This window comes from Pararhizobium sp. (assembly GCF_965279435.1).
Lineage (GTDB): Bacteria > Pseudomonadota > Alphaproteobacteria > Rhizobiales > Rhizobiaceae > Pararhizobium.
The window spans coordinates 3,904,549-3,926,901 of sequence record NZ_CBDIHY010000003.1 but is presented as its reverse complement, the minus strand read 5'-3'; the positions used below and the strand labels follow the sequence as shown (position 1 = coordinate 3,926,901).

The following is a 22,353-nucleotide window of genomic DNA, read 5'->3' as shown; positions in this document are numbered from 1 at the left end:
AGACGCCTTCCTCTTTCAGGAAAGAGGAAGGCGGAAGGGCATATGACCTATCGCGGGCGTGATCAGTCGGCGTACTGGCCGGCGGATTCGATCACCGGCTTCCAGCGGGCGATCTCGGTCTCTAGCTTGGTCTTGAGCGCAGCCGGTGTCGCTTCGGCTTCCGAGGATGGAACCGTGCCGAGTTCGGCGAAACGTGCAACGACATTCGGGTCTTTCAGGGCAACCTGAAGCGCCTTCGACAGGCGTTCGGTGGCTTCTGCCGGTGTACCCTTTGGCGCGTAGACGCCATGCCAGATGCCGACCTGGAAGTCAGCCAGGCCGCCTTCGATCGCTGTTGGAACGTCCGGCAGAACCGGCAGACGTGCAGGCGAGGTGACGGCATAGGCCTTGATGGTGCCGCCAAGGATCTGCTTGGTGGTGTTGGTGGTCTGGTCGCACATGATGTCGACCTGGCCGCCGAGCAGGTCGGTCATCGCCGGGCCGGTTCCCTTGTACGGAACGGTAACGACTGGTGTTTCGATGGCGCTCATGAACATCATGCCGCAGAGATGCGAGGCAGCACCAATGCCGGCATTAGCGACGGTGACCGTGTCCTTGTTGGCCTTGACATAGTCGATCAGGCCCTTGAGGTCCTTTGGCTCAAAATCCTTGCGGGCGACGATCGTCATCGGCACGTCGGTGACAAGACCGACATATTCGAAGGCGTTCAGGGTGTCATAGGCAAGCTTGCGGTAGAGCGTGGCGCTGGTCGCCATGCCGATATGGTGGAGCAGAACCGTGTAGCCATCCGGATCGGCCTGGGCCACGCGGCCGGCACCGAGCGAGCCACCGGCGCCGCCGACGTTCTCGACGACGATCTGCTGACCGAGATCCTTCGACATGGATTCGGCAACGAGGCGCGCAACGGTGTCGGTCGGGCCACCAGCCGAGAAGGGAACGACCATGGTGATCGTGCGATCCGGGTAGGTCTGGGCATGTGCGGAAAGGGAAATAAGCGAAACAGCAGCAAGGGCCGTCATGCCAAAAATGGCTGTCAGGGTTTTCATCGAAGTCCTCCCGGATGAAATATGTTGCCAGCCGGCGAAGCTCCTCCCGCGCCGATTCTGGATGCGTCATTTGTGGAGCAGGACGGCGAAGCGGCAACCATTCAGCGAGCACATTCGCGGAATTTCGCAAGGAGTGCGGTGCAGCATGGGTAAGATCGGGAACATATGCCGCAAAGTGTGGGTGGATATCCACCCACTAGGGATCAGGCAGCGTAGTCGTCATCCCCGATGGACAGCTTTTTGTCGAGCCCGTATTTCTGCATTTTCTCGTAAAGGGTCTTTCGCGATATCCCCAGCAGCTCATAGACGGGCCGCAGTGCACCCCCATGGGCGGACAGGGCGCTAGCGATAATACCGCGTTCGAAGTCGGCGACCTTGTCTGCCAGCCGCTGTTTTTCCGGCCGCGTCTGCGCTTCATCCGGCTTCAGGTCGAGCCCGAGGACCAGCCGGTCGGCAGCGTTGCGCAGCTCGCGGACATTGCCAGGCCAGGCGCGTTCGGCGATCTCGGTGATCAGGCTCGGGTGCACGTCGATATCATTGCGCATGTAACGGGCTGCAGCTTCCCGGACCAATTGCAGGAACAGAAGCGGGATATCGGCCTTTCGTTGCACCAGCGCCGGGACATGCAGTGTTGCAACATTCAGGCGATAGAGAAGATCGGCGCGAAAACGGCCGGCTGCGACTTCCGCTTCGAGATTGACCTTGCTGGTGGCAATAAACCGCACATCGAGCGGTACGACCTCGTTGGAGCCAAGCCGGGTGATCACCCGTTCCTGCAGCACCCGCAGGAACTTGGCTTGCAGATCAAAGGGCAGGGAGCCGATTTCGTCCAGCAGGATGGTGCCGCCACGGGCATGTTCGAATTTGCCGTAGCGTGGCCGCAGCGCTCCTGGAAAAGCACCGGCTTCGTGGCCGAACAGTTCACTCTCGATCAGGTTTTCCGGCAGGGCGGCGCAGTTGATGGCGACGAGCGGCCGGTCGGCGCGGGTGCTGATGTCGTGCAGCGCCCGGGCAACGACTTCCTTGCCGACGCCGGTTTCGCCGATGATCAATGTGTCGGCATCGGTGGCGCCGATGGCGCGCAGGCGGTAGCGCAGCTCGACCATCGTCTGTGTTCGGCCGGGCAATCGTGCCTCGATATCGTCGCGCTTTCCCGCGACTGCGCGCAAGCGGCGATTTTCGAGGACAAGGCTGCGCCGGTCGAGTGCGCGGCGGGCGATGGCTGCCAGATGCTGGGCGGTGAACGGCTTTTCGAGGAAATCATAGACACCTTCGCGCATCGCCTTGACAGCCAGTTGCACATCACCATGACCTGTGACGAGGATGACCGGGATTTCGGCGTCGACCTCGCGGATTCGCTGCAACAGTGTCATGCCATCCATGCCGGGCATGCGGATATCGCTGATGACGACACAGGAAAAGCTGTAGCCGATCAGTTCCAGCACATCCTCGGCGCTGGAGAAGGTATCGACGTCCAGCCCGAACAGGCCAAGCGCCTGCGCGGTGGAGCGGCGCATGTCCTCTTCGTCATCGACCAGCAGCACGCGTGCATCGCTCACTCGGCGGCCTCCTGCGCTGCTGTTGCTGCTTCCAGTTCGATACGGAACACGGCGCCCCCCTCCGGGTGATCTGAGACGGAGAGACTGCCGCCGAAATCCTTGACGATGTTGTAGGAGATCGAGAGACCGAGACCCAGCCCCTTGCCGACGCTTTTGGTGGTGTAAAACGGGTCGAAAATACGCTCGGTGATCGCAGCCGGCACGCCCGGTCCGTGATCCCTGATCGTCAGGACAATCTTTTCATTCTGACGTTCCGTCAGGACATGGATGCGCCGGTCGGCAAGACCTTCGACCGCATCCGCCGCATTGGTGATGATGTTGACGAGGACCTGCTGCAGCCGGACGAAACCGGCGTGGACCATGACGGCATCGCTCCCAAGCTCGATCAAAAGATTGGCATCGGCTGTGTTCAGGCGGGCAGAGACGATCTCCAGGGTATCGGCGATGACGGCGTCGAGCGCGACCGATCCGAGCTTTTCGTTCGGCTTGCGGGCGAAATTACGAAGGTGGCGGCTGATCGAGGCCATGCGGTCGATCAGACCGGAAATGCGCCTGATATTGTCGCGGGCTTCCGGCACACGCTCCAGATCGATCAGCATCGCGGCACTATCGGCATAGGTCTTGGCAGCGGCCAGCGGCTGGTTGAGTTCATGGGAGAGGGCGGCCGACATTTGGCCGAGACCTGCGAGCTTGCCCGCCTGGATCAGATCGGCCTGGGTCTTGCGCAGTTCCAGTTCGGTCAGGCGCCGTTCGGCGATCTCTTCCTCGATGCGTTGATTGACGAGAGCGAGGTCGGCGGTACGTTCCTCGACCCGGTTTTCCAGCTCGTTATGCGCTTCGGTCTGCATGCGCATGCGCTCGGCAAGGCGGGCCCGGCGTTGCATGACGATGGCGAACAAAAGGCTGGCAAGGCCAAGAAAAAGCACGATCGCGATGATAGTAGTGCGCGCCTGGGCGCGAACGGAGGCCGTATCCATCAAGACATTCACGGTCCAGTCGGCTTCGGGCATGTATTGTGATAGGACCAGATACTCCCGGCGCTGCGCCGTGGTCAACGTCATCAGATCATGATTGCCGAGCGTGCTGCGGGTGATTGGCAATGGCGTGATGTCTGTCTCGGCATAGCGCCGCGAAGCCTCGGTGCGTTTCAGGCGTTCGCTGTTCAGCGGCAGGGTGCTGGAATAGAGCCATTCCGGACTGCCGGTCATGAAGACGATGCCCTCAGGATCGGAGACGAAGATCTTGTACTCGCCGCCGCGCCATGAAGCCTCGATGGAGCTGATATCGACCTTGAAGACGATGACGCCGCTAATGCGGCCGTCGATAAGGATTGGCGAGGCGAAAAAGTATCCGCGAACAAACGACGTTGTGCCCAGCGCGTAAAAGCGTGACTGCTTGCCCTTTGCGGCATCCTGGAAATAGGGACGATAGCTGAAGTTCTGGCCGATGAAGCTTGTCTTCAAGTCGTAGTTGCTGGCGGCAATGGTGTCCCCGTCGAGGGTTATGACGTAGATATCGGAGGATTCCAACAGGCCATTGATCTCCTTGAGGTAGACATTTGCCGCATCGCGCAGGGCCTTGTCATCAGGGTGGGCGATCAGTTCCTTGATGTCATCATGATCGGCAATCAAGGCCGGCAGGGGCTCATAGCGGCTGAGATGACCGCTGAGCGCCGAGACCGCGAGGCGCAAAGCCGAGCTTGCCTGCAGCGATGCCTCGTCCATATAGCTGCGCGTTGCCAATGCTCCGCCCTGGAAAACCACGGCAAACAGCAACAGCGGCGCAAGACAGAGGGCAGCAAGCAGGCGGTATTTCACGGATTAAAGGCTCCTCCCTCGTTTCCGGCCAGCGGCGATGCCGCCACCGACTGCGAGTTTAGAGGTCTGCGCGAAAGTTTCCAAGGGCCCTTGTCGGGCCACCGGCGGTTAAGGCTGCTTCACCGGGATGACAGTACCATCGGAAAAAGCCAGATCCTGTTGTAGACTGGCCGGCAGATGGGCTATTTCGCGCCGGGTTGCCTCGCGCGTTTGTGCGATCTTGCGGGTGTGGTGAACGTCGGTCAGTTGCTGGACGAGCGGCGCAAACATTTGGTGCATCGTGAATGCGAAGCCGTCGGCTTGCAGCCGAATAGAGTTTTTTTCAACCGGTGCCGTGTCGTGGTGCAGGGACATTGGAAGCTCCTTTCGTCACGTCTTCGATGTTTGCAACTTGACTATCGGCCTCCGTTGAGGTTCAATCAAACGAAATGAAGTGATGTTGTTGTTCAGAAAATCTGATCCGTGAGGCTCCCATGAATATGATGATGCGGCATGTCCTTCCGCTTCTCGAACTGGACATCCTGAAAACCTTCGTCGCCATCGCCGAGACCGGAAATTTCACCACGGCGGCCGAGACCGTGTACCGCACACCGTCGGCGGTCTCGATGCAGATCAAGAAACTCGAGGAGATTCTCGGCTGCGTTCTGTTCCTGCGTGACGCCCGTTCGGTATCGTTGACGCCGAAGGGCGAGGTGCTGCTCGGGTTTGCCCGGCGTATGCTGGCGCTTAACAACGAGGCCGTGTCGCGCTTTCTTTTGCCGGACATGAATGGTGTCGTGCGGGTTGGTGCGCCGGAAGATATCGGCGAGCGCATCCTGCCGGAAGTGTTGAAGCGGTTTTCCGAATCCTATCCGAATGTCACAGTCGATGTGACCATCGGCACCAGCAGCGTCATGCGCAAGCGGGTCGAAGAACACCGGATGGACATCGCCATCTTCAACAGTATGGCGGGTGAAAACACCGGTGGCGGTGAGATCCTGATTTCCGAAAAGCTGGTCTGGGCCGGCATAAAATGCGGAACGGCGCACACGCGCGAACCGTTGCCGATCTCGATGTGGGAAGACGGCTGTGTCTGGCGCGCCGATGCCGTGGAACAGCTGACGCAGTCCGGCCGAAAATTCCGTGTGGCGTTTCTAAGCGCCCATACGACGGGACAGCGCGCCGCCATTCAGGCCGATCTCGCGATCGCCCCTTTGCCGCGCTATCTCGTCCAGGGTGATCTCGTGGCGCTCGGCGAGGCGGAAGGCCTGCCGGAACTCGGCCATTACAATATCGGCCTGCAGGTGGTCGATAATGCGTCACCGCCGGTTCTGGCCGTGGCCGAGCATGTGCGCACCGCGTTCGTCGGATTGCAATAATCGATCCGAGGGCGGCGCCTATGTGCCGCCCTTCTTCAGCCAGCGCTGCACCCGGATTTCGTCATCATCCATCCAGCGCGTCAGCTTCTCGCTGCGGCTCGGCCGCATTTTCATCAGGCCTGCGAGCGCGCCAATTTCGAAATCCTCAAAGACTTTCGGATGGATATAGGACGAGCGGCAGACGGCGCGGGTGTTGACCAGCCGGGCGGCAACGCTGTCCACCACATCATTGATCTGCCGCTTCAGTTGCCTCTGGCTCTGACCCGGCTCGATTGCCGCCAGAGCCTTTGCCGCCATCCGCGTGGCGCCCCAGGTGCGGAACTGCCGTGACGAGAAATCGGCGCCGGAGGCCTCGCGGATATAGGCGTTGACGTCCTGCGAGCGGATCGCATGTCGCCCACCATCCTCATCGAGATATTGAAACAGCTGTTGGCCGGGCAATTCCTGCAGCATGCGGATTGCCTTGGTAATGCGCGGGTCGCGGTGAGTGAGGCGCCACTCCTTGCCGGATTTTCCCTTGAAGTTGAAGTGGACGCTGGAACCTTCGATCTTCACATGACGATTGCGCAGTGTCGTCAGGCCATAGGAGCCGTTTTCTTCGGCATAAGTGGCATTGCCGACGCGGATATAGAGATTGTCGAGCAGCCAGACGATCGTCGCTAGCGCCTTGCCCATGCCGGGCTTTCGCAAGCGCAGGTCAGTATCGACCTTCTCACGGATTTTCGGTAGCCGCGCGGCGAACTCCGGCAGTTGCGCAAATTTGCTCTTGCCGCGTTCGGCCGACCATTCGGGATGGTAGCGGTATTGCTTGCGCCCACGCGCATCCCGGCCGGTTGCCTGCAGATGTGACTGCGGATCGACAGAAATCAGCACGTCGGTATAGGCGGGCGGAATGGAGAGCGCTGCGATCCGGTCCAGTTCGGCCCGGTCCTCGATCCGCTTTCCGTTGGCATCGTAATAGAGAAAGGCCCGCTTGCCCGGCTTGCGGGTGATGCCGCCGTCGAGATTGGAGAGATAGACGAGCTCGACCGCCGCCTTCTGCATGGCGTCGCGCGAGCGTTGCATCTGTCTTTGCGAGAGCATCTGATCCACGGTCACGCAAAAACGCCGCCGGGATCATTTGGTTCCCGCTGTCTAACGCGGTTATTCGCGGCTGCGGCGCCTGCGGCGGCCGCCGCCGTCACCACCATCGTCGGACATCACCTTGCGCTCCGGCAAAGTCACTGCCGCAGACAGCTTCGGGAAGGTATCGACCTTGTTCGGAAGCGCCATCGCATAGACGAAATGCTCCTGAAATTTTGATTCAAGTGCCGTCTCTATCTTCTCGATTTTGCTGACAGTTTGCTCGATCTCGCGGCGATGGCCGCGGTTGAGCAGCGCCATCAGCGCACCGGTCCCGGCGGCATTGCCGACTGCCTTGACCTCGGAGAGATCGCAATCGGGGATGAGGCCGAGCACCATGGCGTATTTCGGATCGATGAAGGAGCCGAAGGCCCCGGCAAAGCGGATCGTATCGACATGCTCTATCTCGAGCTTTTCCATCAAAAGCTTGATGCCGGCATAAAGGGCAGCCTTAGCAAGCTGGATGGCGCGCACGTCGTTCTGCGTCACCGTAATGCGCTGGTCGCCGTCATGCAGCAAATACGAGAAAGTGCGGCCATTCTGCAGGATACGCGGGCTCTTGGCCGCCATGCTGCCATCGACGACGCCGTCTTCGGATATGATGCCGCAGAGATACATCTCGGCGACGACCTCGATAATTGCGGAGCCGCAGATGCCGGTGATGCCAACGGCCGTGGCTTCCTCGGCAAACCCCTCTTCATCCGACCATTTGTCGACGCCAATGATGCGGAACTTCGGCTCCAGTGTTTCCGGATCGATGCGGACGCGCTCGATGGCACCCGGTGCTGCGCGCTGTCCCGAAGAAATTTCGGCGCCTTCGAAGGCCGGGCCGGTCGGCGAAGATGCGGCGACGACGCGGTCCTTGTTGCCAAGCACGATTTCGGCGTTGGTGCCGACGTCGACCAGCAGCATCATCCGGTCCTGGCGATAGGGGCCTTCCGCCAGTGTTGCGCCTGCGGCATCGGCACCGACATGGCCGGCGATGCAGGGGAGCATGTAGAGACGGGCGCCGCGATTGACGTCGATATCGATCTCATGCGCCCAGTATTGCAACGCGCCGGAAACGGCGAGCGCAAACGGCGCCTGGCCAAGCTCGGTCGGGTCGATGCCGAGGAACAGGTGGTGCATGATCGGGTTGCCGACGAAGACCATGTCGAGAATATCGTGGCGATCGACCTCGCCCTCGGCGCAGACCTTGCCGATCAGGACATTGATCGCCTCGCGAACAGCCTTGGTCATGGCTTCCCGGCCATCCGGGTTCATCATCACGTAGGAAACGCGGCTCATCAGGTCTTCGCCGAAGCGGATTTGCGGGTTGGACGTGCCGGAAGATCCAACGATGCGGCCGGAAAGCAGCGAAACCAGATGCATGGCAATGGTCGTCGAGCCAATATCGCAGGCGATACCATAGGCTTCGTTCTTCAGCCCTGGCCAGAGGCCGACGATGAAGGGGCGCGACGAGTCCATATCGCGGTGGATGGCGGCGGTGACGCCCCAGTTGCCCTTGCGCAGGATGCCTTGGATCTGCGGAATCAGGTGCGGCGCGATCAAGAGATCCTTCCAGCCCCAGTCCTTTTCCAGCATGACCTTCAGCCGGTCGAGATCGCCGAGTGGCTTGTGCATGTCGGGCTCATCGACCTCGACATAGCAGAGCTGCACGGCGGCATTGCGCTCGATCACGCGGTCGGTCGCGGCCTTGCGCACGACCTGCGCGTTGATGACCGTATCCTGCGGCACGTCGATGACGAGATCGCCGAGAATTTGCGACGAACAGGACAGGCGGCGGCCGTCCGGCAGGCCGCGAATGCTCTCGTAGCGCTCTTCCTTTGGTCCCTTGACGGAGATGTGGTCAAGCGAAGAGACGATCTTGTGCTTGGCAAAATTGCCTTCCTGCACCGAGACCTGACAGCGGCCACAGGTTGCCCGGCCGCCGCAGACGCTTTCGACATAGACGCCGAGTGATCGCGCAGCGTCCAGCACCGGCGTGCCGACGGGGAAACGGCCGCGTTTGCCGGATGGCATGAACAAGACGAGAGGATCGGACGAGTTGGAAGTTGTACTCATATTACAAAGATGCTTTCTACGTAGAGAGCTTCGCATAGACGACAGCTGCAACCATGACCGTGCCGACGAAGATCGAGCTGCCCCATGAATAGAGCGTTACAATCTGCTCTTGCCGCGCTGGGGCCACTTTTTGCGAGAGCAGGAAAAGGAGCCCAACAAATGAGAGGACGATCAGCGCAAGCAAGGTGAAGGCCACGTAACTCTGCAAAATCTCATTGAATCGGGAGAATTCACCCGGTTCGTTCAAAACAAGATATCGAGTGGCCAGAGCCAGCGTGACGATGAAAGCCGCCAACCAAACCTTTTGTTTAAAGGTCATTATCGCCTCTAATTGAGGCGCAGCGCATTGGCGCGCACCCGCTTGCCGTAAGGTTTCAGCGCTGCAACTGCAACACGGTCTGAGGCACCAGCCAATCCGGCGCAGGTGCCGGTGGCGAGCGCGGTGGCAGTAATCATGCCCTCATTGATCATCGCGACGCTGACGGCCATGATGCTTTCTGTGGTGGCGGAAAGTTTTTCGGTGATCATCCGGCTGACCTCCGCCGTGCCGCTGGGGGAGCCGCCGGAGAGGGCAAAATCCTGCAGGCGCGAGGATATGACTATCGGGGCCTGGAACCACAGGCTGGCGAATTCGTCGAGAAGGTCGGCACTGAAAAACATCATGTCTCTTTTCTGGCGGTTATTCCGCCTTTGCGTCGGCCGGTTCTTCTGTCCGGGGTCCGGCGCGTCCAGCACGGCCACCACGGCGGCCACTGGAGGCGCCGGGAGCTGCTGCGGCCGGGGCCGCATGGCCACCTGCCGGATTGTGATCGCGATAGGTCATGATCCAGGAACCGCAATTCTGGTCGGTCCCGTTCAAGACGTTGGCCGCGCGAACGGCTTCCATTTCCTGCGGACGGCAGGGGTTCATGATCGCCGACGTCATGCCCGCACCGATAACCATGGGGATGAAGCCGGCATTGATGCCGTGGCGATGCGGCAGGCCGAACGAGATGTTCGACAGGCCGCAGGTGGTGTTGACCTTGAGTTCGTTGCGCAGACGGTAGAGCAGCGCGAAGACCTGACGGCCCGCATCGCCGAGAGCGCCGATCGGCATGACCAGCGGATCAACCACGATGTCGTGCGGCTTGATACCATAATCCATGGCGCGTTCGACAATTTTCTTCGCAACTGCGAAACGAACGTCCGGATCCATCGAAATGCCGGTCTCGTCGTTGGAGATGGCAACGACCGGAACGTCGTATTTCTTGCAGAGCGGCAGGATGGCTTCGAGCTTTTCTTCCTCGCCGGTGACCGAGTTGATCAGCGGCCGGCCCTTGGCAACTTTCAGCGCGGCTTCGATTGCTGCGGTAACCGAACTGTCAATGGACAGTGGTACATCGACCAGTCCCTGGACGATTTCGAGGGTGCGGACCAGCAGGGCAGGCTCGGTCTCGTTCGGATTGACCGAGGTGACACCGGCATTGACGTCGAGCATAGTGGCACCCGCGGCCACCTGCTCCAGCGCATCCTTGATCACCGTGTCGAAATTGCCGACGATCATCTCGGCGGCCAGCTTCTTGCGGCCGGTCGGATTGATGCGTTCACCGATGACGCAGAAGGGCTGGTCGAAGCCGATAATGATTTCGCGGGTGGCGGAAGCAACGATGGTGCGGGTCATGTCTGATCCTTCGGGTCGGTGAGCGCTGCCTGATCGGCGCCGGGATGGTTTTGTCAAAGGCAAGGCCTGGCGGCCGCGCCACAGTTGTCTGGTGTTCAATGCTGGCGGTGTGCCGCGACGTCGGCCATTTCCTCTTGGTTTTCCTGTTTGCCGTCGCGGATCGCATCGAGCCTTTCGGCAACGCGGCTGTCGCCGGGATTGGCTTCGCGGGTCCAAGGCGTGCGTCCCTTGAGAACGCCGGATTCATGGACGATCTCGGCGACATATTCTTCCTGCCGGTAGGCCATGACATGCACGCCGGAAACGCCCTTGATTTCCTTCACCTCGTTGATGATGTCGATGCAGAGCTGCTTGCCTTCCTTCTTCTGATCCTGCGCACCTTCCAGCCGCTTGATGATCGCATCCGGGATATGGATGCCCGGCACGTTGTTGCGGATCCAGTTGGCTGTCTTTGCCGAAGCCAAGGGACCGACGCCGACGAGGATGAAGCACTTTTCATCGAAGCCGAGATCGCGCACCTTGTTCATGTAGTCGCGGAACATCGGCACGTCGAAGCAGTACTGGCTCTGGACGAACTGGGCGCCGGCCTCGATCTTCTTGCCGAGCCGGTAGGGGCGGAAATCATAGGGTGGCGCGAAGGGATTGATCGCTGCACCGAGGAAAACCTGCGGCGGCGTCGTCAGCTTGCGGCCCGAGAGGAACTTCGAATTGTCGCGCATGACGCGCACCGTCTCCAGCAGCGACATGCAGTCGAGGTCGAATACCGGTTTGGCGCCCGGCTGGTCGCCGGCTTGGACGCCGTCGCCTGTCAGGCACATGATATTGGCGACACCCATGGCGGCGGCACCCAGAACGTCGCCCTGGATGGCGATGCGGTTCTTGTCGCGGCAGGCGATCTGCATGATCGGCGCATAACCCATGCGGGTCAAAAGTGCGCAGATGCCGACTGACGACATATGGCAATTGGCGCCGGACGCATCGACGGCGTTGATGCCGTCAACCCAGCCCTCGAAGATCGCAGCGCGCTCATAGACGTCCTCCGGATTGGCGCTGTCGGGCGGATTGAGTTCGGCAGTGACGGCAAACTCCCCACGGCGCAAAACACGCTCTAGGCGACCGCGTGACGAGTGGCCGGGCAGGGGATCGAGTGGAAGGTGGCGGCCGAGCGGATTTTCGTCGATATGGGCCATGCTCAGGCGTCCTTTGCAGCGGCAGCAGTTTCGCGGGCCTCGGCGGCCTGTGCGGTGACGCGCAGCCAGGATGAGGTTTCGCGCAGTGACTGGTTGACGGGTTTCTGCACGTTCAGGATCGCATCTCCCTGCACCATGTTGCGCGAGCCTTCCCAGGCCTTGACCCAGACACAGGGCATGTCGGGCTCGACTTCACAATTGCCGTTGGCGCGAACGCCGCCACACGGACCGTTGCGCAGCTGCTTGGGGCAGTTCATCGGGCAGGACATGCCGGTCGATGACAGGACACACTGGCCGCACATGCGACAGTCAAACAAAAGGCCTTTGACATTGCGTTCGATGAAGGTGACCGGCGTTTCCACGCGGCTGTAGCCGATCGCCTTCCACAGCGGATGAAGCAGCAGGAAGACGTCGGCGAAGCGGTGGTAAAACCATTCTAGGAAACGCGAATGGCGAACGGCCCACAGCCGGATCGTATAACTGCGGCGCGAACGGCGGTTGGGCGAAACACTGGCCGGCGTATAGGCGCCGGTGGCGGCCTTCTTGGCGGGGGCGGCATTGCCGGGTTTTGCGTCAGCCATTGTCGTTGCCGCCGGATTTGACCAGGGCGACCAGCCGCTCCTTGTCGTAGGCGGCTTCCAGTTCGGCTGCGGCCTTGTCGGCCTCCAGCTCGAGATCGTCGGAGACCGGTGTCGGGTCGGCCTTGCGCCATTCCGCCAGATAGTCGCCGCTATCGGCTGCACCGGTGCGCATGGCGCACATGTCGATCGCTTCGGTGAAGCGCAGGGTCAACTCGCGCTTGGCGGTCTTGCGGCCCTGCTTGATGATGACTTGCGCCGGAATATCGCGCCAGTAAACGATAATGCGATCTGCCATATGCCCGAATTCTCCTCTTGCTTGACAATGCGCATCTTGCCACGTCATGGCTCACCTTGGCACGACGCGCGTCATGCTCAAAAGCGACTTGTCACCCGTGTTGACGATATAACTACCAAATACCGCGCGTGACGCCATTCCAGAGCCATGTCCAGATCGGCGGATGGTACCATTGACGCGAATTGCCTTTTGCCGGCAGAGGCTTGAGATTGCCAGACAGCGCATCCTCGACGGCACGGATGGCAATGTCCGTGGAGGCTGCGGTCTGCAGCAGCGGATAGGTGTGCATCGTGTCGCTTTTCGACGGCGTTATGCGGGACTGATACAGTATGTCGCCGGTATCGACGCCCACATCGACCAGGTGCACCGTTGCGCCGAAATTCGCCTCGTCGTTTTCCACGCGCGCCCAATATCCGCCCATCAGGCCGCGATATTGCGGATTGATGCCGGCATGAAAATTGATGACCGGGCAGGGTATGGCTGACAGCGTTGCGGCGGACAGCATGCGGCAGCTGACAAGAAACACGACCGCCGGATTCTTGGCACGGATTTGCTCGATTGCTTCAGGCGTGTTGACGGAATCGACTGCGATCACGGGAACGGCCGGATTTTCGCGGTCATCGACGTCGTATTGGCGCAGAATGTCTGCCGTGCGCTTCCCGGTAAAGCGCTTGCCGAATTTCGATGCCACCATCGTGGCGAATTGGCCAGACGCTGTGATCAGCCCCAGTTTGCGGATGCGGCGTTTCAGAAAGAGTTTCTTCGATTCGGGCTGTTCCAGCAGAACCGTGACATTGCCAAAACGGCTCTCGATCGCATTGATCAGGATCTGCGGATTGCGCCCGCCAGCAGTGACGATGATGATCTGTGGGATGGCTGTCGAGGTCATGCCGGCAATCCGTCTGTCTTAAAAGATGAAGGCGAGGATCGCACCGGCAGCAAGGATGACAGAGGCGGCGACGGCAAGGGAGATGATGCCGATCAGGGCGCCGGCAATGAGACCAAGCCCATCCCGCTCCGTATGGGCAAAACCGATGACGGCAAGCGCAAAGGCCGGCAGCCAGTTGCCAAAGGGAATGGGCAGAAAAATCACCACCGCCAGAACGAGCGCCAGAAGGCCGGTCAGTCGTTCGGCAAACCGGCTACCGAGGAACCAGCCGCGCGGCTTGATCAGGGTTTCGGCGCGCTGCAGCCATGGCGAGATACGGTTGATGAAGACGAAGAAAGTAGCATTGTCAAAAGCATAATCGCCCATGCGCTTCGGCAGCCAGATGCGGGTGCGGCGTGAGGCAAACATCTGCCAGGCAATGAAAATCAGCGGCAGTCCGAGGATGAAAGTCGCGCCGGGTGGCAGCGGGATGAGGTTTGGAAGGGCAAAGACGACGAGGAAGGCACCGAAGGAGCGGTCTTCCATGGCGACGGCGAGATCGCGCAGGGTGATTTTTGGTCCGGCATTGAGCGAGAGATTGCGCAGGAGCTGGGACAGCTGCTGCGGATGATGGCTGTGTGCCGCAGTCCTTGCCGATAGGTCCGTTGCGAAAATGTCCGTCATCCCCGTCACCTTTTATTGTGTTTGTTCGGGCGAGTTTGGCGGCAGGCAGTTACGATGCACTTAAATCAAATGCAGCGCTTGATGCAAAATTGAGAGCAAGGCTAACAGATGGTTTCCGCAGCAATCAGGCGTGCAGAAGTGCTGGCGTCAGGTCGCCGTAACCGGTGAAACGGTATTCGTAGGTCAGCCCCAATATGTCTGCGGCTTTGCGGGCTTTTTCCTGGAGTTTCTCGTCCTCCACCTGCGAGAGGTAGATGAGTTTCTTGTAGTGGCCGAAATACATGTCGCGCAGTTCAGGATGGCGGTCGAGGCCGAGCGGTTCGACGACGAAGGCCTCAAACTGGCGGGCAAGAAAATCCGTCAGGAAGAACGACGTGAAATCCTCGTCCCATCCGGCTTCGAAAGCGGCATTGCCGGCGAAGAAGGAAAAACAGTGCGGCCCGGCAATGCGTTCGACGTTTTCGTCTTCGCACAGCCTGTCGAGCAACCCGCCGGTGCCGCAGTCGGCATAGGCGACGAAGATCCGGCCGAAACCTTCGGCACGGGCCTTGTCGATGGCGTTCTTGATTCCGGGTGTGATTTTGTCGGGGGTGTTGTGCCAAATGGCGGGAAGACAGCTGAGGTCGATATGACCGAGCTTGTTGGCCTCGCAGACGGCGAGAATTTCACGGGCAATCGCGCCGCACGCAATGACGTGAACTTTTTCCGCTTTCGTGCGTTCCATAGCCGAAGATCTTTCTTCCACGTCAATTGAACCTGTCACACATCATAAGGAACCCTAGCCATGACAGCAAAGACAATCGCCACCATCGGTCTCGTGCTCTTCTCGATCACCACGCTCGCCTCGTGCGGTAACACCATTCGTGGCATGGGTCAGGATACGGCCAATACCGTGAATGCGACACAGGATGCCGGCCGCAAGGTCGAGCGCGCTGCCAACTAACGGCTGGGTTGATATAAGAAAACCGGCCGCGCTTTTCATGCGCGCGGCCGGTTTTTGCATGCTTAAATTCGCTTGATCAGGCGCCGGCCAGCTGGTTGTGCTTGCGCTTCATGAATTCCTTGGCGGTTTCGACGGCCACTGCCGCATCGCGGCAATAGGCATCGGCGCCGACAGCCCTGCCGAACTCCTCGTTCAGCGGTGCACCACCAACCAGGACGACGTAATCGTCGCGCATGCCTTTTTCCTTCATCGTGTCGATCACCACCTTCATGTAAGGCATGGTCGTGGTCAGAAGAGCGGACATGCCGAGAATGTCGGGCTTTTCGCGTTCGATGGCGTCGAGGTAGTTCTCGACCGGGTTGTTGATGCCCAGATCGATAACGTCGAAGCCCGCACCTTCCATCATCATGCCGACAAGGTTCTTGCCGATGTCGTGGATATCGCCCTTGACGGTGCCGATAACGACCTTGCCCTGCTTTGGCGCGCCGGTGGCGGCGAGCAGCGGACGCAGGATGAACATGCCGGCCTTCATGGCGTTGGCAGATAGAAGAACTTCAGGAACGAACAGAATGCCATCGCGGAAATCGACGCCGACGATCCGCATGCCTTCGACCAGTGCCTGGGTGAGGATATCGTATGGCACCCAGCCGCGCTTCAGCAGGATATTGGTCGCATCCTCGATCTCTTCCTTCATGCCGTCGTAGAGATCGTCATGCATCTGCTGCACGAGCTCGTCGTCGGAGAGATCCTCGAGAATGATTTCGTCGTCTGCCATGATGGGTTTCCTCGGTTCCTGGCGCTGTCAGGCTCAAACCTCGCCGACGCAGGTACTATACTTAGCTTTGTTGTTTCCAAAAGCTCTTTTCGAAAGCGACGTCGCATGCGATGAAAAACGACGGCGCTACGATCGATGGCAGGTCGCGTTCACTGCATCTTCTGAAAACAGCGTATTTCACAATTTGCCCGCCAGAAAATATGGTATCGGCAATTCAGACCGGCCAAGCGTCCAGAAACGCGGGGCGGGCGCTAGCCGCAATCGTGTTCGAGTTGCGCCACCCGTTGGCGCATTGAGAACCGTTCGGATTCTGGGGCTTGGTAGCATAGGCTCGACATGTGCGCAGACGAGGCGCGGGAGAGGATAGAGAAATGGTAGATGTGACCGAGCAAACGGAAGAAACCGGCGGACGCCGCTCGCGCGGCGAGGGCCGGGGTGCCGCAGCCCGCCGTGCTTCGCGCACCGGTGGTGGCGCACCACCGTCGCTTCCCTATATCACCCGCAAGATCCGCGAATATGAGGTTCTCGACGAGGAAGGCCTGGCACTGATCGAGGCCAATGCCGATCTCATTCTCGAAGAGATCGGCATCGAGTTCCGTGACGATGAAGAAGCGCTGGCGCTTTGGAAACAGGCCGGAGCCGACGTGCGCGGACAGCGGGTACACTTCCCCAAGGGCCTCTGCCGCGAACTTTTGAAGACTGCTCCGTCCACCTTCACCTGGCATGCGCGCAATCCCGAGCGCAACGTCCAGATCGGCGGCAAGGCGACGGTGTTTGCACCGGTTTACGGACCTCCCTTCGTTCGCGACCTCGAAGGCCAGCGCCGCTATGCGACGATCGAGGATTTTCGCAATTTCGTAAAACTCGCCTATATGGCGCCGTCGATGCATTCCTCGGGCGGTACCGTTTGCGAGCCCGTCGATGTGCCGGTCAACAAGCGCCATCTCGACATGGTCTACAGCCATATCAAATATTCCGACAAACCCTTCATGGGCTCGGTGACGGCGCCCGAACGGGCCGAAGACACGATCGCCATGGCAAAGCTGGTGTTCGGCGATGATTTCGTCGAAAACAACTGCGTCACGCTGAACCTGATCAACGCCAACTCGCCGATGGTTTTCGACGAGACCATGGTTGGGGCTTTGAAGGTCTATGCCCGCAACAATCAGGCCTGTGTCGTTTCTCCGTTTATTCTGTCTGGCGCCATGAGCCCGGTGACGGTGGCGGGAACGCTGACGCAGATTCTGGCCGAAGTGCTGGCCGGTGCCGCCTTCACCCAGCTGATCAGGCCGGGCGCACCGGTTCTGTTCGGCACGTTCGCGGCGTCGATCTCGATGCAGTCGGGCGCACCGACCTTCGGAACGCCGGAGCCGTCGCTGGTGTCCTATGGCGCAGCCCAGCTCGCCCGGCGTCTCGGCCTGCCGTTCCGGACCGGTGGTTCGCTCTGTGGATCGAAGGTTCCGGACGCGCAGGCAGCTCATGAATCGGCCAATACGTTGAACATGACGCTGCTCGCGGGCACGAACTTCGTGCTGCACGCCGCCGGCTGGCTTGAGGGTGGCCTGGTATCGTCCTACGAAAAATTCATGATCGATCAGGACCAGCTCGGCATGATGCAGAAGATGGCTGAAGGCATCGATCTCTCCGAAGACGCACAGGCTCTCGGTGCCATCCGCGAAGTCGGTCCCGGTAGCCACTATCTCGGCTGCGCCCATACCCAGGCCAACTTCCAGACGGCGTTTTACCGGTCTGCGCTGGCGGACAACAATTCCTTCGAACAGTGGGAAATCGAGGGCGAAAAGCGCGTCGAGCAGCGTGCCAATGCGCTGGCCCGCAGCTGGCTGGAACATTATGAGCGGCCGCCGCTCGATGCTGCGATCGACGAAGCACTTCTCGACTTCATCGCCAAGAAGAAGGATTCGATGCCCGACGCCTTCACTTGAAGAGAGCCCGAACAAGCCAGGGAGCAAGGCGGAGCGGCGCAGGTAGCAGATTTCATCCAAAATGAAGTCTGGCGTCCACATTACGATAGGCAGGGGCCGAAACCGAAATGACCGGTCCCGTGACATCCAACGATGTTTTGAGTGAACTCCGTGCAGCGCTTGCGCCGCACGGAGTTTTTTTACGCGGTGTCGTCAACTTTGCCGATGGCGAAGCAGCGCCTACCTTGGGCGACGGGAAGGTGGCCCGCAGTGTCGCGCTTCTAGGGAATGTTGGTGGCTCGATCTGGCCGGCCTTTGACCACTGGCGCAATTCCTTGCCCGACCGTGGTGGCGAACATCCGCTCGATGTCTGGTCGAAGGTGGTGATCGAACCGGTCGCCCGAGCTTTCTGCGCCACTGCCTATTTCCCCTCCGATCCGCCCTGGCAGCCGTTCCAGCAATGGGCGATGCGGGCGGAAGGCTTGAAAGCCTCACCGCTTGGGATTCTCATCCATCCGCAATACGGCCTCTGGAATGGATATCGCGGCGCGCTGGGTTTCGCGCAGGCTCTGCCATCGGCGGCGGCCCCCAATCATCGGCATCCCTGCGACCACTGTCCCGGCAAGCCCTGTCTCTCCAGCTGTCCGGCGCAGGCTGTTTTGCCGTCCGGGTTCCAAATCGCGCCGTGCCGCGCGCATCTCAAATCAATGGAGGGGCAGGGCGGCTGCATGGCCGGGGGATGTCTCGCCCGCAATGCCTGCCCGGTCGGCGCCGCGTATCGCTACCCGGCGCAACAGTTGCATTTTCATATGGCTTCCTTGAGTTTATAGAGCTGCTGCCTCCATTTTGCTGTTGTCGCGCGACAGGGTCGGACGCGTGTAAGATGAGGTGGATATGTTTCGTTCTTTAAGCATCGGGTTGGCCATGACCGCATCGATTCTGTCCGCAGAGGAAGCAGAGGCCACCTGCCGCAAGGTGACGCACTTGACGCAAAGCTATGCGGTTTGCAGCTTCGATCCCGCCACCAGTAATATCGGCATTTTTCATCGTGGCCGCGATGGTCAACCATATGGCGGCTTTGAACCTCTGCTGCGGGATCTGCGGCAGGAGGGTGAATATCTGGAATTTGCCATGAATGGCGGCATGTACGAACGTGATTTGACCTCCGTCGGTCTGCTGGTGACCGATGGCATCGAGCGCAAGGCGATCGACCGGGGCTATAGCTGGGGAAATTTCTACCTGAAGCCCAATGGCGTGTTCTTCCTGCAAGGCGGCCGGGCCGGTGTTTTGGAAACCGAGGCCTATGTCGATGCGGCGATCAAGCCGGATTTCGCGACGCAATCCGGGCCGATGCTGGTGATCGACGGTGCTGTGCATCCGGCCTTCCTGCCGCAGAGCGACAGCCTGCAGATCCGCAATGGCGTTGGCGTCGATCAGAAGGGCATGGCGATCTTCGCAATCTCGCTGGAGCCCGTACGCTTCCATGATTTTGCGACGCTGTTTCGTGATCAGCTCGGTTGCGCCAATGCGCTGTTCCTGGATGGATCGATCTCAAGCCTGTTTTCACCGGCTCTGGCGCGCTATGACAATACCCATCCGATGGGGCCGATCATTGCTGTGACACGGAAAATTCCGGGATCGTAAAAATAATTTCGATCCCGACCCAAGGATCGGCCAGGACCGAACGTCTCAGTACCAGTTGCAACAAATCCGGGCGGGTGATTTGGACGAGGATCTTATCGAACGGGCACAGAAGGGCGATCGGAATGCCTTCGGCGTGCTCGTCGAACGGCACTATGATTTCGTCCATGCGGTTGCCTGGCGCTGGTCCGGTAATGTGGCCGATGCCGAGGATATAGCCCAGACGGTGTGCCTGAAGCTCGGGCAGGCGATCCGGGCCTTTCGCGGTGCTAGCCAATTTCGTACCTGGCTCTATACGCTGACCTTGAATGCCACGCGCGATCATCAGCGGAGCCAGTCACGGGAAAGACGCAACGCCGCAAACTTTCTGGCTGACCCTACCAGCGCTGCGGCAAACGACAATCACGCTCAGGTCGAGGCTTTATGGGAGGCCGTGCGGCAACTGCCCGACAAGCAGGGCGATGCCGTTCTGCTTGTCTATGGCGAGGGCCTGTCCCATGCCGCCACCGCCGATGTCATGGGATGTTCGGAGGCAACGGTGTCCTGGCATGTGCATGAAGCCCGCAAACGGTTGAAAATCCTGCTCGGCAGGGAGACGATGTGATGAACGACGATCTGAAAAATCTGGGCCAGATGAGCCCACCAACGCCTTCACCGGCTGCGCGCGCCCGTGCGCTGCCTTTGGCAATGCAGGCTTTCGACGAGGCCGAAAATAATTCGAAAGCCACCCAAGGAACCGCCGGTCCCCGGCGTCAAAGCTCCATATTCAACAGGCTATGGAGCCCCGTCATGAACAGGAAATTTCTCGCAGGTTCGGCACTCGCCACGCTTCTGGTGGTGCCCGCCGCCGCCTTTCTCACGCTGGAACTGACGCGGCAGGGCTTGCCGGTGGATACGGTTAAGTCGACGGGTATCGTGACTGATAACAAGGTGGCGAAAACGGAACAGGCCGAAGCGCCTGCAAATTTAGACAGTGAAGCGCAAGAACCTCATGCGGAAGTGGCTTTGCAGGACCGTCAGCTTGTTCGGCCAGAGCCGCGGCAGAGACAACAGCCAAGCGGCTATTCTGCCGACGAAACTGCGGCGCTTTTGAACCGCCAGGATACGCAAGGGGGCAGCGCAAAGAGGGTTACCTCTGGAACTGCGGCCGCTTCTTCGGTCGAAAAGGCCGATGCCGTCGCCCAGCCGGAAATGGCACCACAAGCTCAGGGAGCGATTGCGGCGGCACCTGCTATTGGGCAAGGGATAGTCAGCGAACGCCTCGCCATGCCATCTCCGATTCCTGTGCCTGTCGATACCCTCTCGCAACCGGAAGAAAATCGCGATCGTTTTAGCTCGGCCGATACCAACCCGGTCAAGTCCGTCGCCACCGACCCCGTTTCCACCTTCTCGGCCGATGTCGATACGGCGTCCTATTCCCTCGTGCGTAGGTCACTGATGGCTGGGCAGATGCCGGACCGCGACAGCGTTCGGGTCGAGGAGATGATCAACTATTTCCCGTATGACTGGCCGGGTCCGGACGGCAAGGACACACCGTTCAAGGCGACGGTCACCGTGCTACCGACGCCGTGGAATGCCAACACGCGGCTGCTACATGTCGGGATCAAGGGATATGATGTTGCCCCGGCTGTGGCACCGCGCGCCAATCTGGTGTTCCTGATCGATGTCTCCGGTTCCATGGACGAACCGGACAAGCTGCCGCTGTTGAAAAGCGCCTTTCGTCTTCTGGTAGAGAAGCTGAAACCCGAAGATACCGTCTCCATCGTTACTTATGCGGGGGATGCCGGTACGGTGCTGGAACCGACAGCCATCAAGGACAAGGCGAAAATCCTGAACGCGATCGATACGTTGCAACCGGGTGGCTCGACAGCGGGCGCGCAGGGGCTGGAGGCCGCTTACGCTCTGGCGCAGCAGGCATTCGTCAAAGGCGGGGTCAACCGGATCATGCTGGCCACCGACGGCGATTTCAATGTCGGTCCGTCCAGTGATGACGAATTGAAGGCAACGATCGAAGCCAAGCGCAAGAGCGGCATCTTTCTGTCCGTGCTCGGCTTTGGCCGTGGCAATTACAATGATGCGCTGATGCAGACGCTGGCGCAGAACGGCAATGGTACAGCCGTCTATATCGACACGCTGGCCGAAGCGCAGAAATCCTTGGTCGAGGAGGCCGGATCGTCGCTCTTCCCGATCGCCAAGGATGTGAAATTCCAGGTGGAGTTCAATCCGCAGCAAATCGCCGAATACCGGCTGATCGGCTATGAGACCCGCGCCCTGAAACGTGAGGATTTCAACAATGACAAGGTCGATGCCGGCGATATCGGCTCCGGCCACCGCGTCACAGCGATCTACGAGATCACTCCGAAGGGAAGCCCGGCCGTCCTCAACGATGACCTGCGCTATGGTGCCGCTGCCCCGGCTGATGAGGTTGATGTCAAGTCATCCGCGGAGCTGGCATTTCTGAAGATCCGCTACAAAAAGCCGGATAGCGATACGAGCCAGTTGATCACCACCCCGGTGACGCAAGCCAACGCCGTGACGACGCTGGAACAGGCCGGCCAGGATATCCGGTTCTCCGTCGCCGTTGCGGCCTTTGGCCAAAAACTGCGGGGAGCGGATGCCGTGTCCACTTACAAATACGGCTCGATCCTTGACCTTGCGTCTGGCGCAAAGGGCGAGGATGGCTATGGCTACCGGGCGGAGTTCCTCAATCTGGTGCGGCTTGCCAAAAGCCTTAGCGGAGAATGATGTACCTGTTTTGACTTGTAACCAAACGCTCTCCGGTGAAACGGAGGGCGTTTGCCCATCTGCCCACAGCCGCACCGTTTGCG

At 60.0% G+C, this 22,353-nt stretch carries 23 protein-coding genes; 7 read left to right on the top strand and 16 right to left on the bottom strand.

Translation table 11 applies throughout. The features are described from left to right. Window positions 1-62: 62 nt before the first annotated feature. The 4 genes from ACQY8Q_RS24860 to ACQY8Q_RS24845 all read right to left on the bottom strand — a co-directional run bounded on the left by ACQY8Q_RS24860 (window position 63) and on the right by ACQY8Q_RS24845 (window position 4,776). Window positions 63-1,046, bottom strand: coding sequence for a tripartite tricarboxylate transporter substrate-binding protein (locus ACQY8Q_RS24860; protein ID WP_428429128.1), 984 nt, complete (start codon window positions 1,044-1,046; stop codon window positions 63-65). Window positions 1,047-1,249: 203 nt separating this feature from the next. Beyond that, window positions 1,250-2,605, bottom strand: coding sequence for a sigma-54-dependent transcriptional regulator (locus ACQY8Q_RS24855; protein ID WP_428429126.1), 1,356 nt, complete (start codon window positions 2,603-2,605; stop codon window positions 1,250-1,252). Then, window positions 2,602-4,422, bottom strand: coding sequence for a sensor histidine kinase (locus ACQY8Q_RS24850; protein WP_428429125.1), 1,821 nt, complete (start codon window positions 4,420-4,422; stop codon window positions 2,602-2,604). The genes ACQY8Q_RS24855 and ACQY8Q_RS24850 overlap by 4 nt, the downstream gene beginning before the upstream one ends. A gap of 108 nt (window positions 4,423-4,530) precedes the next feature. Beyond that, a complete protein-coding gene (locus tag ACQY8Q_RS24845; RefSeq protein WP_428429123.1) occupies window positions 4,531-4,776 on the bottom strand; it encodes a hypothetical protein in 246 nt (81 codons plus the stop codon). 119 nt (window positions 4,777-4,895) lie between these two features. Here ACQY8Q_RS24845 and ACQY8Q_RS24840 point away from each other — a divergent pair, with 119 nt between their 5' ends. Next, window positions 4,896-5,780, top strand: a complete 885-nt coding sequence (locus ACQY8Q_RS24840) for a LysR family transcriptional regulator (RefSeq protein ID WP_428429122.1) — start codon at window positions 4,896-4,898, stop codon at window positions 5,778-5,780. A gap of 18 nt (window positions 5,781-5,798) precedes the next feature. Here the strand turns inward: ACQY8Q_RS24840 and ACQY8Q_RS24835 are convergent, their stop codons facing one another. From ACQY8Q_RS24835 to ACQY8Q_RS24785, 11 genes are all read right to left on the bottom strand, one after another. Then, window positions 5,799-6,845: a DNA topoisomerase IB gene (locus tag ACQY8Q_RS24835; RefSeq protein ID WP_428429121.1), complete on the bottom strand. Its 1,047-nt coding sequence runs from the start codon at window positions 6,843-6,845 to the stop codon at window positions 5,799-5,801. A gap of 78 nt (window positions 6,846-6,923) precedes the next feature. Continuing rightward, on the bottom strand, window positions 6,924-8,966 hold the full coding sequence (locus ACQY8Q_RS24830; protein WP_428429119.1) for an ASKHA domain-containing protein: 2,043 nt from the start codon (window positions 8,964-8,966) through the stop codon (window positions 6,924-6,926). A gap of 16 nt (window positions 8,967-8,982) precedes the next feature. Then, window positions 8,983-9,285, bottom strand: coding sequence for a hypothetical protein (locus ACQY8Q_RS24825; protein WP_428429118.1), 303 nt, complete (start codon window positions 9,283-9,285; stop codon window positions 8,983-8,985). An 8-nt stretch (window positions 9,286-9,293) separates the two neighbouring features. Beyond that, window positions 9,294-9,629: a hypothetical protein gene (locus tag ACQY8Q_RS24820; RefSeq protein WP_428429117.1), complete on the bottom strand. Its 336-nt coding sequence runs from the start codon at window positions 9,627-9,629 to the stop codon at window positions 9,294-9,296. A 16-nt stretch (window positions 9,630-9,645) separates the two neighbouring features. Beyond that, entirely contained in the window at window positions 9,646-10,626 is a 981-nt protein-coding gene (locus ACQY8Q_RS24815) for a methyltetrahydrofolate cobalamin methyltransferase (RefSeq protein WP_428429116.1), read from the bottom strand. Window positions 10,627-10,721: 95 nt separating this feature from the next. Beyond that, complete coding sequence (locus ACQY8Q_RS24810; RefSeq protein ID WP_276118049.1) at window positions 10,722-11,816, bottom strand: methylenetetrahydrofolate reductase; 1,095 nt, start codon at window positions 11,814-11,816, stop codon at window positions 10,722-10,724. Window positions 11,817-11,818: 2 nt separating this feature from the next. Further along, on the bottom strand, window positions 11,819-12,397 hold the full coding sequence (locus ACQY8Q_RS24805; protein ID WP_428429115.1) for a methylenetetrahydrofolate reductase C-terminal domain-containing protein: 579 nt from the start codon (window positions 12,395-12,397) through the stop codon (window positions 11,819-11,821). Next, window positions 12,390-12,692: a virulence factor gene (locus ACQY8Q_RS24800; protein WP_428429114.1), complete on the bottom strand. Its 303-nt coding sequence runs from the start codon at window positions 12,690-12,692 to the stop codon at window positions 12,390-12,392. The genes ACQY8Q_RS24805 and ACQY8Q_RS24800 overlap by 8 nt, the downstream gene beginning before the upstream one ends. 112 nt (window positions 12,693-12,804) lie before the next feature. Next, the gene (locus ACQY8Q_RS24795) at window positions 12,805-13,581 is read right to left on the bottom strand and encodes a formyl transferase (protein WP_428429113.1); all 777 of its coding nucleotides are present in this window, start codon (window positions 13,579-13,581) and stop codon (window positions 12,805-12,807) included. 18 nt (window positions 13,582-13,599) lie between these two features. Continuing rightward, window positions 13,600-14,244 (bottom strand): exopolysaccharide biosynthesis protein, encoded by a 645-nt coding sequence (locus ACQY8Q_RS24790; protein WP_428429112.1) that lies wholly within the window; start codon window positions 14,242-14,244, stop codon window positions 13,600-13,602. A 124-nt stretch (window positions 14,245-14,368) separates the two neighbouring features. After that, a complete protein-coding gene (locus ACQY8Q_RS24785; protein WP_428429111.1) occupies window positions 14,369-14,989 on the bottom strand; it encodes a DUF1638 domain-containing protein in 621 nt (206 codons plus the stop codon). A 39-nt stretch (window positions 14,990-15,028) separates the two neighbouring features. Between ACQY8Q_RS24785 and ACQY8Q_RS24780 the strand changes: the two genes are divergently transcribed. Further along, a complete protein-coding gene (locus tag ACQY8Q_RS24780; protein ID WP_318411142.1) occupies window positions 15,029-15,187 on the top strand; it encodes an entericidin in 159 nt (52 codons plus the stop codon). 76 nt (window positions 15,188-15,263) lie between these two features. Here ACQY8Q_RS24780 and ACQY8Q_RS24775 read toward each other — a convergent pair whose 3' ends face one another. Next, window positions 15,264-15,962, bottom strand: a complete 699-nt coding sequence (locus ACQY8Q_RS24775; protein ID WP_428429110.1) for a corrinoid protein — start codon at window positions 15,960-15,962, stop codon at window positions 15,264-15,266. Between the two features lie 371 nt (window positions 15,963-16,333). Here ACQY8Q_RS24775 and ACQY8Q_RS24770 point away from each other — a divergent pair, with 371 nt between their 5' ends. The 5 genes from ACQY8Q_RS24770 to ACQY8Q_RS24750 all read left to right on the top strand — a co-directional run bounded on the left by ACQY8Q_RS24770 (window position 16,334) and on the right by ACQY8Q_RS24750 (window position 22,270). After that, a complete protein-coding gene (locus ACQY8Q_RS24770) occupies window positions 16,334-17,905 on the top strand; it encodes a trimethylamine methyltransferase family protein (protein ID WP_428429108.1) in 1,572 nt (523 codons plus the stop codon). 107 nt (window positions 17,906-18,012) lie between these two features. Then, a complete protein-coding gene (locus ACQY8Q_RS24765) occupies window positions 18,013-18,714 on the top strand; it encodes a ferredoxin (protein ID WP_428429107.1) in 702 nt (233 codons plus the stop codon). A 64-nt stretch (window positions 18,715-18,778) separates the two neighbouring features. Beyond that, window positions 18,779-19,528, top strand: coding sequence for a phosphodiester glycosidase family protein (locus ACQY8Q_RS24760; protein WP_428429106.1), 750 nt, complete (start codon window positions 18,779-18,781; stop codon window positions 19,526-19,528). Between the two features lie 79 nt (window positions 19,529-19,607). Beyond that, window positions 19,608-20,129: an RNA polymerase sigma factor gene (locus ACQY8Q_RS24755; protein ID WP_428429105.1), complete on the top strand. Its 522-nt coding sequence runs from the start codon at window positions 19,608-19,610 to the stop codon at window positions 20,127-20,129. Beyond that, complete coding sequence (locus tag ACQY8Q_RS24750; protein ID WP_428429104.1) at window positions 20,129-22,270, top strand: vWA domain-containing protein; 2,142 nt, start codon at window positions 20,129-20,131, stop codon at window positions 22,268-22,270. The genes ACQY8Q_RS24755 and ACQY8Q_RS24750 overlap by 1 nt, the downstream gene beginning before the upstream one ends. Window positions 22,271-22,353: the final 83 nt, after the last annotated feature.

Excerpts from the sequence above, each read along its gene's own strand:
- ACQY8Q_RS24860 (WP_428429128.1), bottom strand. The coding sequence starts at position 1,046 with ATGAAAACCCTGACAGCCATTTTTGGCATGACGGCCCTTGCTGCTGTT.
- ACQY8Q_RS24845 (WP_428429123.1), bottom strand. The coding sequence starts at position 4,776 with ATGTCCCTGCACCACGACACGGCACCGGTTGAAAAAAACTCTATTCGG.
- ACQY8Q_RS24840 (WP_428429122.1), top strand. The coding sequence starts at position 4,896 with ATGAATATGATGATGCGGCATGTCCTTCCGCTTCTCGAACTGGACATC.
- ACQY8Q_RS24835 (WP_428429121.1), bottom strand. The coding sequence starts at position 6,845 with ATGCAACGCTCGCGCGACGCCATGCAGAAGGCGGCGGTCGAGCTCGTC.
- ACQY8Q_RS24830 (WP_428429119.1), bottom strand. The coding sequence starts at position 8,966 with ATGAGTACAACTTCCAACTCGTCCGATCCTCTCGTCTTGTTCATGCCA.
- ACQY8Q_RS24825 (WP_428429118.1), bottom strand. The coding sequence starts at position 9,285 with ATGACCTTTAAACAAAAGGTTTGGTTGGCGGCTTTCATCGTCACGCTG.
- ACQY8Q_RS24820 (WP_428429117.1), bottom strand. The coding sequence starts at position 9,629 with ATGATGTTTTTCAGTGCCGACCTTCTCGACGAATTCGCCAGCCTGTGG.
- ACQY8Q_RS24815 (WP_428429116.1), bottom strand. The coding sequence starts at position 10,626 with ATGACCCGCACCATCGTTGCTTCCGCCACCCGCGAAATCATTATCGGC.
- ACQY8Q_RS24810 (WP_276118049.1), bottom strand. The coding sequence starts at position 11,816 with ATGGCCCATATCGACGAAAATCCGCTCGGCCGCCACCTTCCACTCGAT.
- ACQY8Q_RS24805 (WP_428429115.1), bottom strand. The coding sequence starts at position 12,397 with ATGGCTGACGCAAAACCCGGCAATGCCGCCCCCGCCAAGAAGGCCGCC.
- ACQY8Q_RS24800 (WP_428429114.1), bottom strand. The coding sequence starts at position 12,692 with ATGGCAGATCGCATTATCGTTTACTGGCGCGATATTCCGGCGCAAGTC.
- ACQY8Q_RS24795 (WP_428429113.1), bottom strand. The coding sequence starts at position 13,581 with ATGACCTCGACAGCCATCCCACAGATCATCATCGTCACTGCTGGCGGG.
- ACQY8Q_RS24790 (WP_428429112.1), bottom strand. The coding sequence starts at position 14,244 with ATGACGGACATTTTCGCAACGGACCTATCGGCAAGGACTGCGGCACAC.
- ACQY8Q_RS24780 (WP_318411142.1), top strand. The coding sequence starts at position 15,029 with ATGACAGCAAAGACAATCGCCACCATCGGTCTCGTGCTCTTCTCGATC.
- ACQY8Q_RS24775 (WP_428429110.1), bottom strand. The coding sequence starts at position 15,962 with ATGGCAGACGACGAAATCATTCTCGAGGATCTCTCCGACGACGAGCTC.
- ACQY8Q_RS24770 (WP_428429108.1), top strand. The coding sequence starts at position 16,334 with ATGGTAGATGTGACCGAGCAAACGGAAGAAACCGGCGGACGCCGCTCG.
- ACQY8Q_RS24765 (WP_428429107.1), top strand. The coding sequence starts at position 18,013 with ATGACCGGTCCCGTGACATCCAACGATGTTTTGAGTGAACTCCGTGCA.
- ACQY8Q_RS24760 (WP_428429106.1), top strand. The coding sequence starts at position 18,779 with ATGTTTCGTTCTTTAAGCATCGGGTTGGCCATGACCGCATCGATTCTG.
- ACQY8Q_RS24750 (WP_428429104.1), top strand. The coding sequence starts at position 20,129 with ATGAACGACGATCTGAAAAATCTGGGCCAGATGAGCCCACCAACGCCT.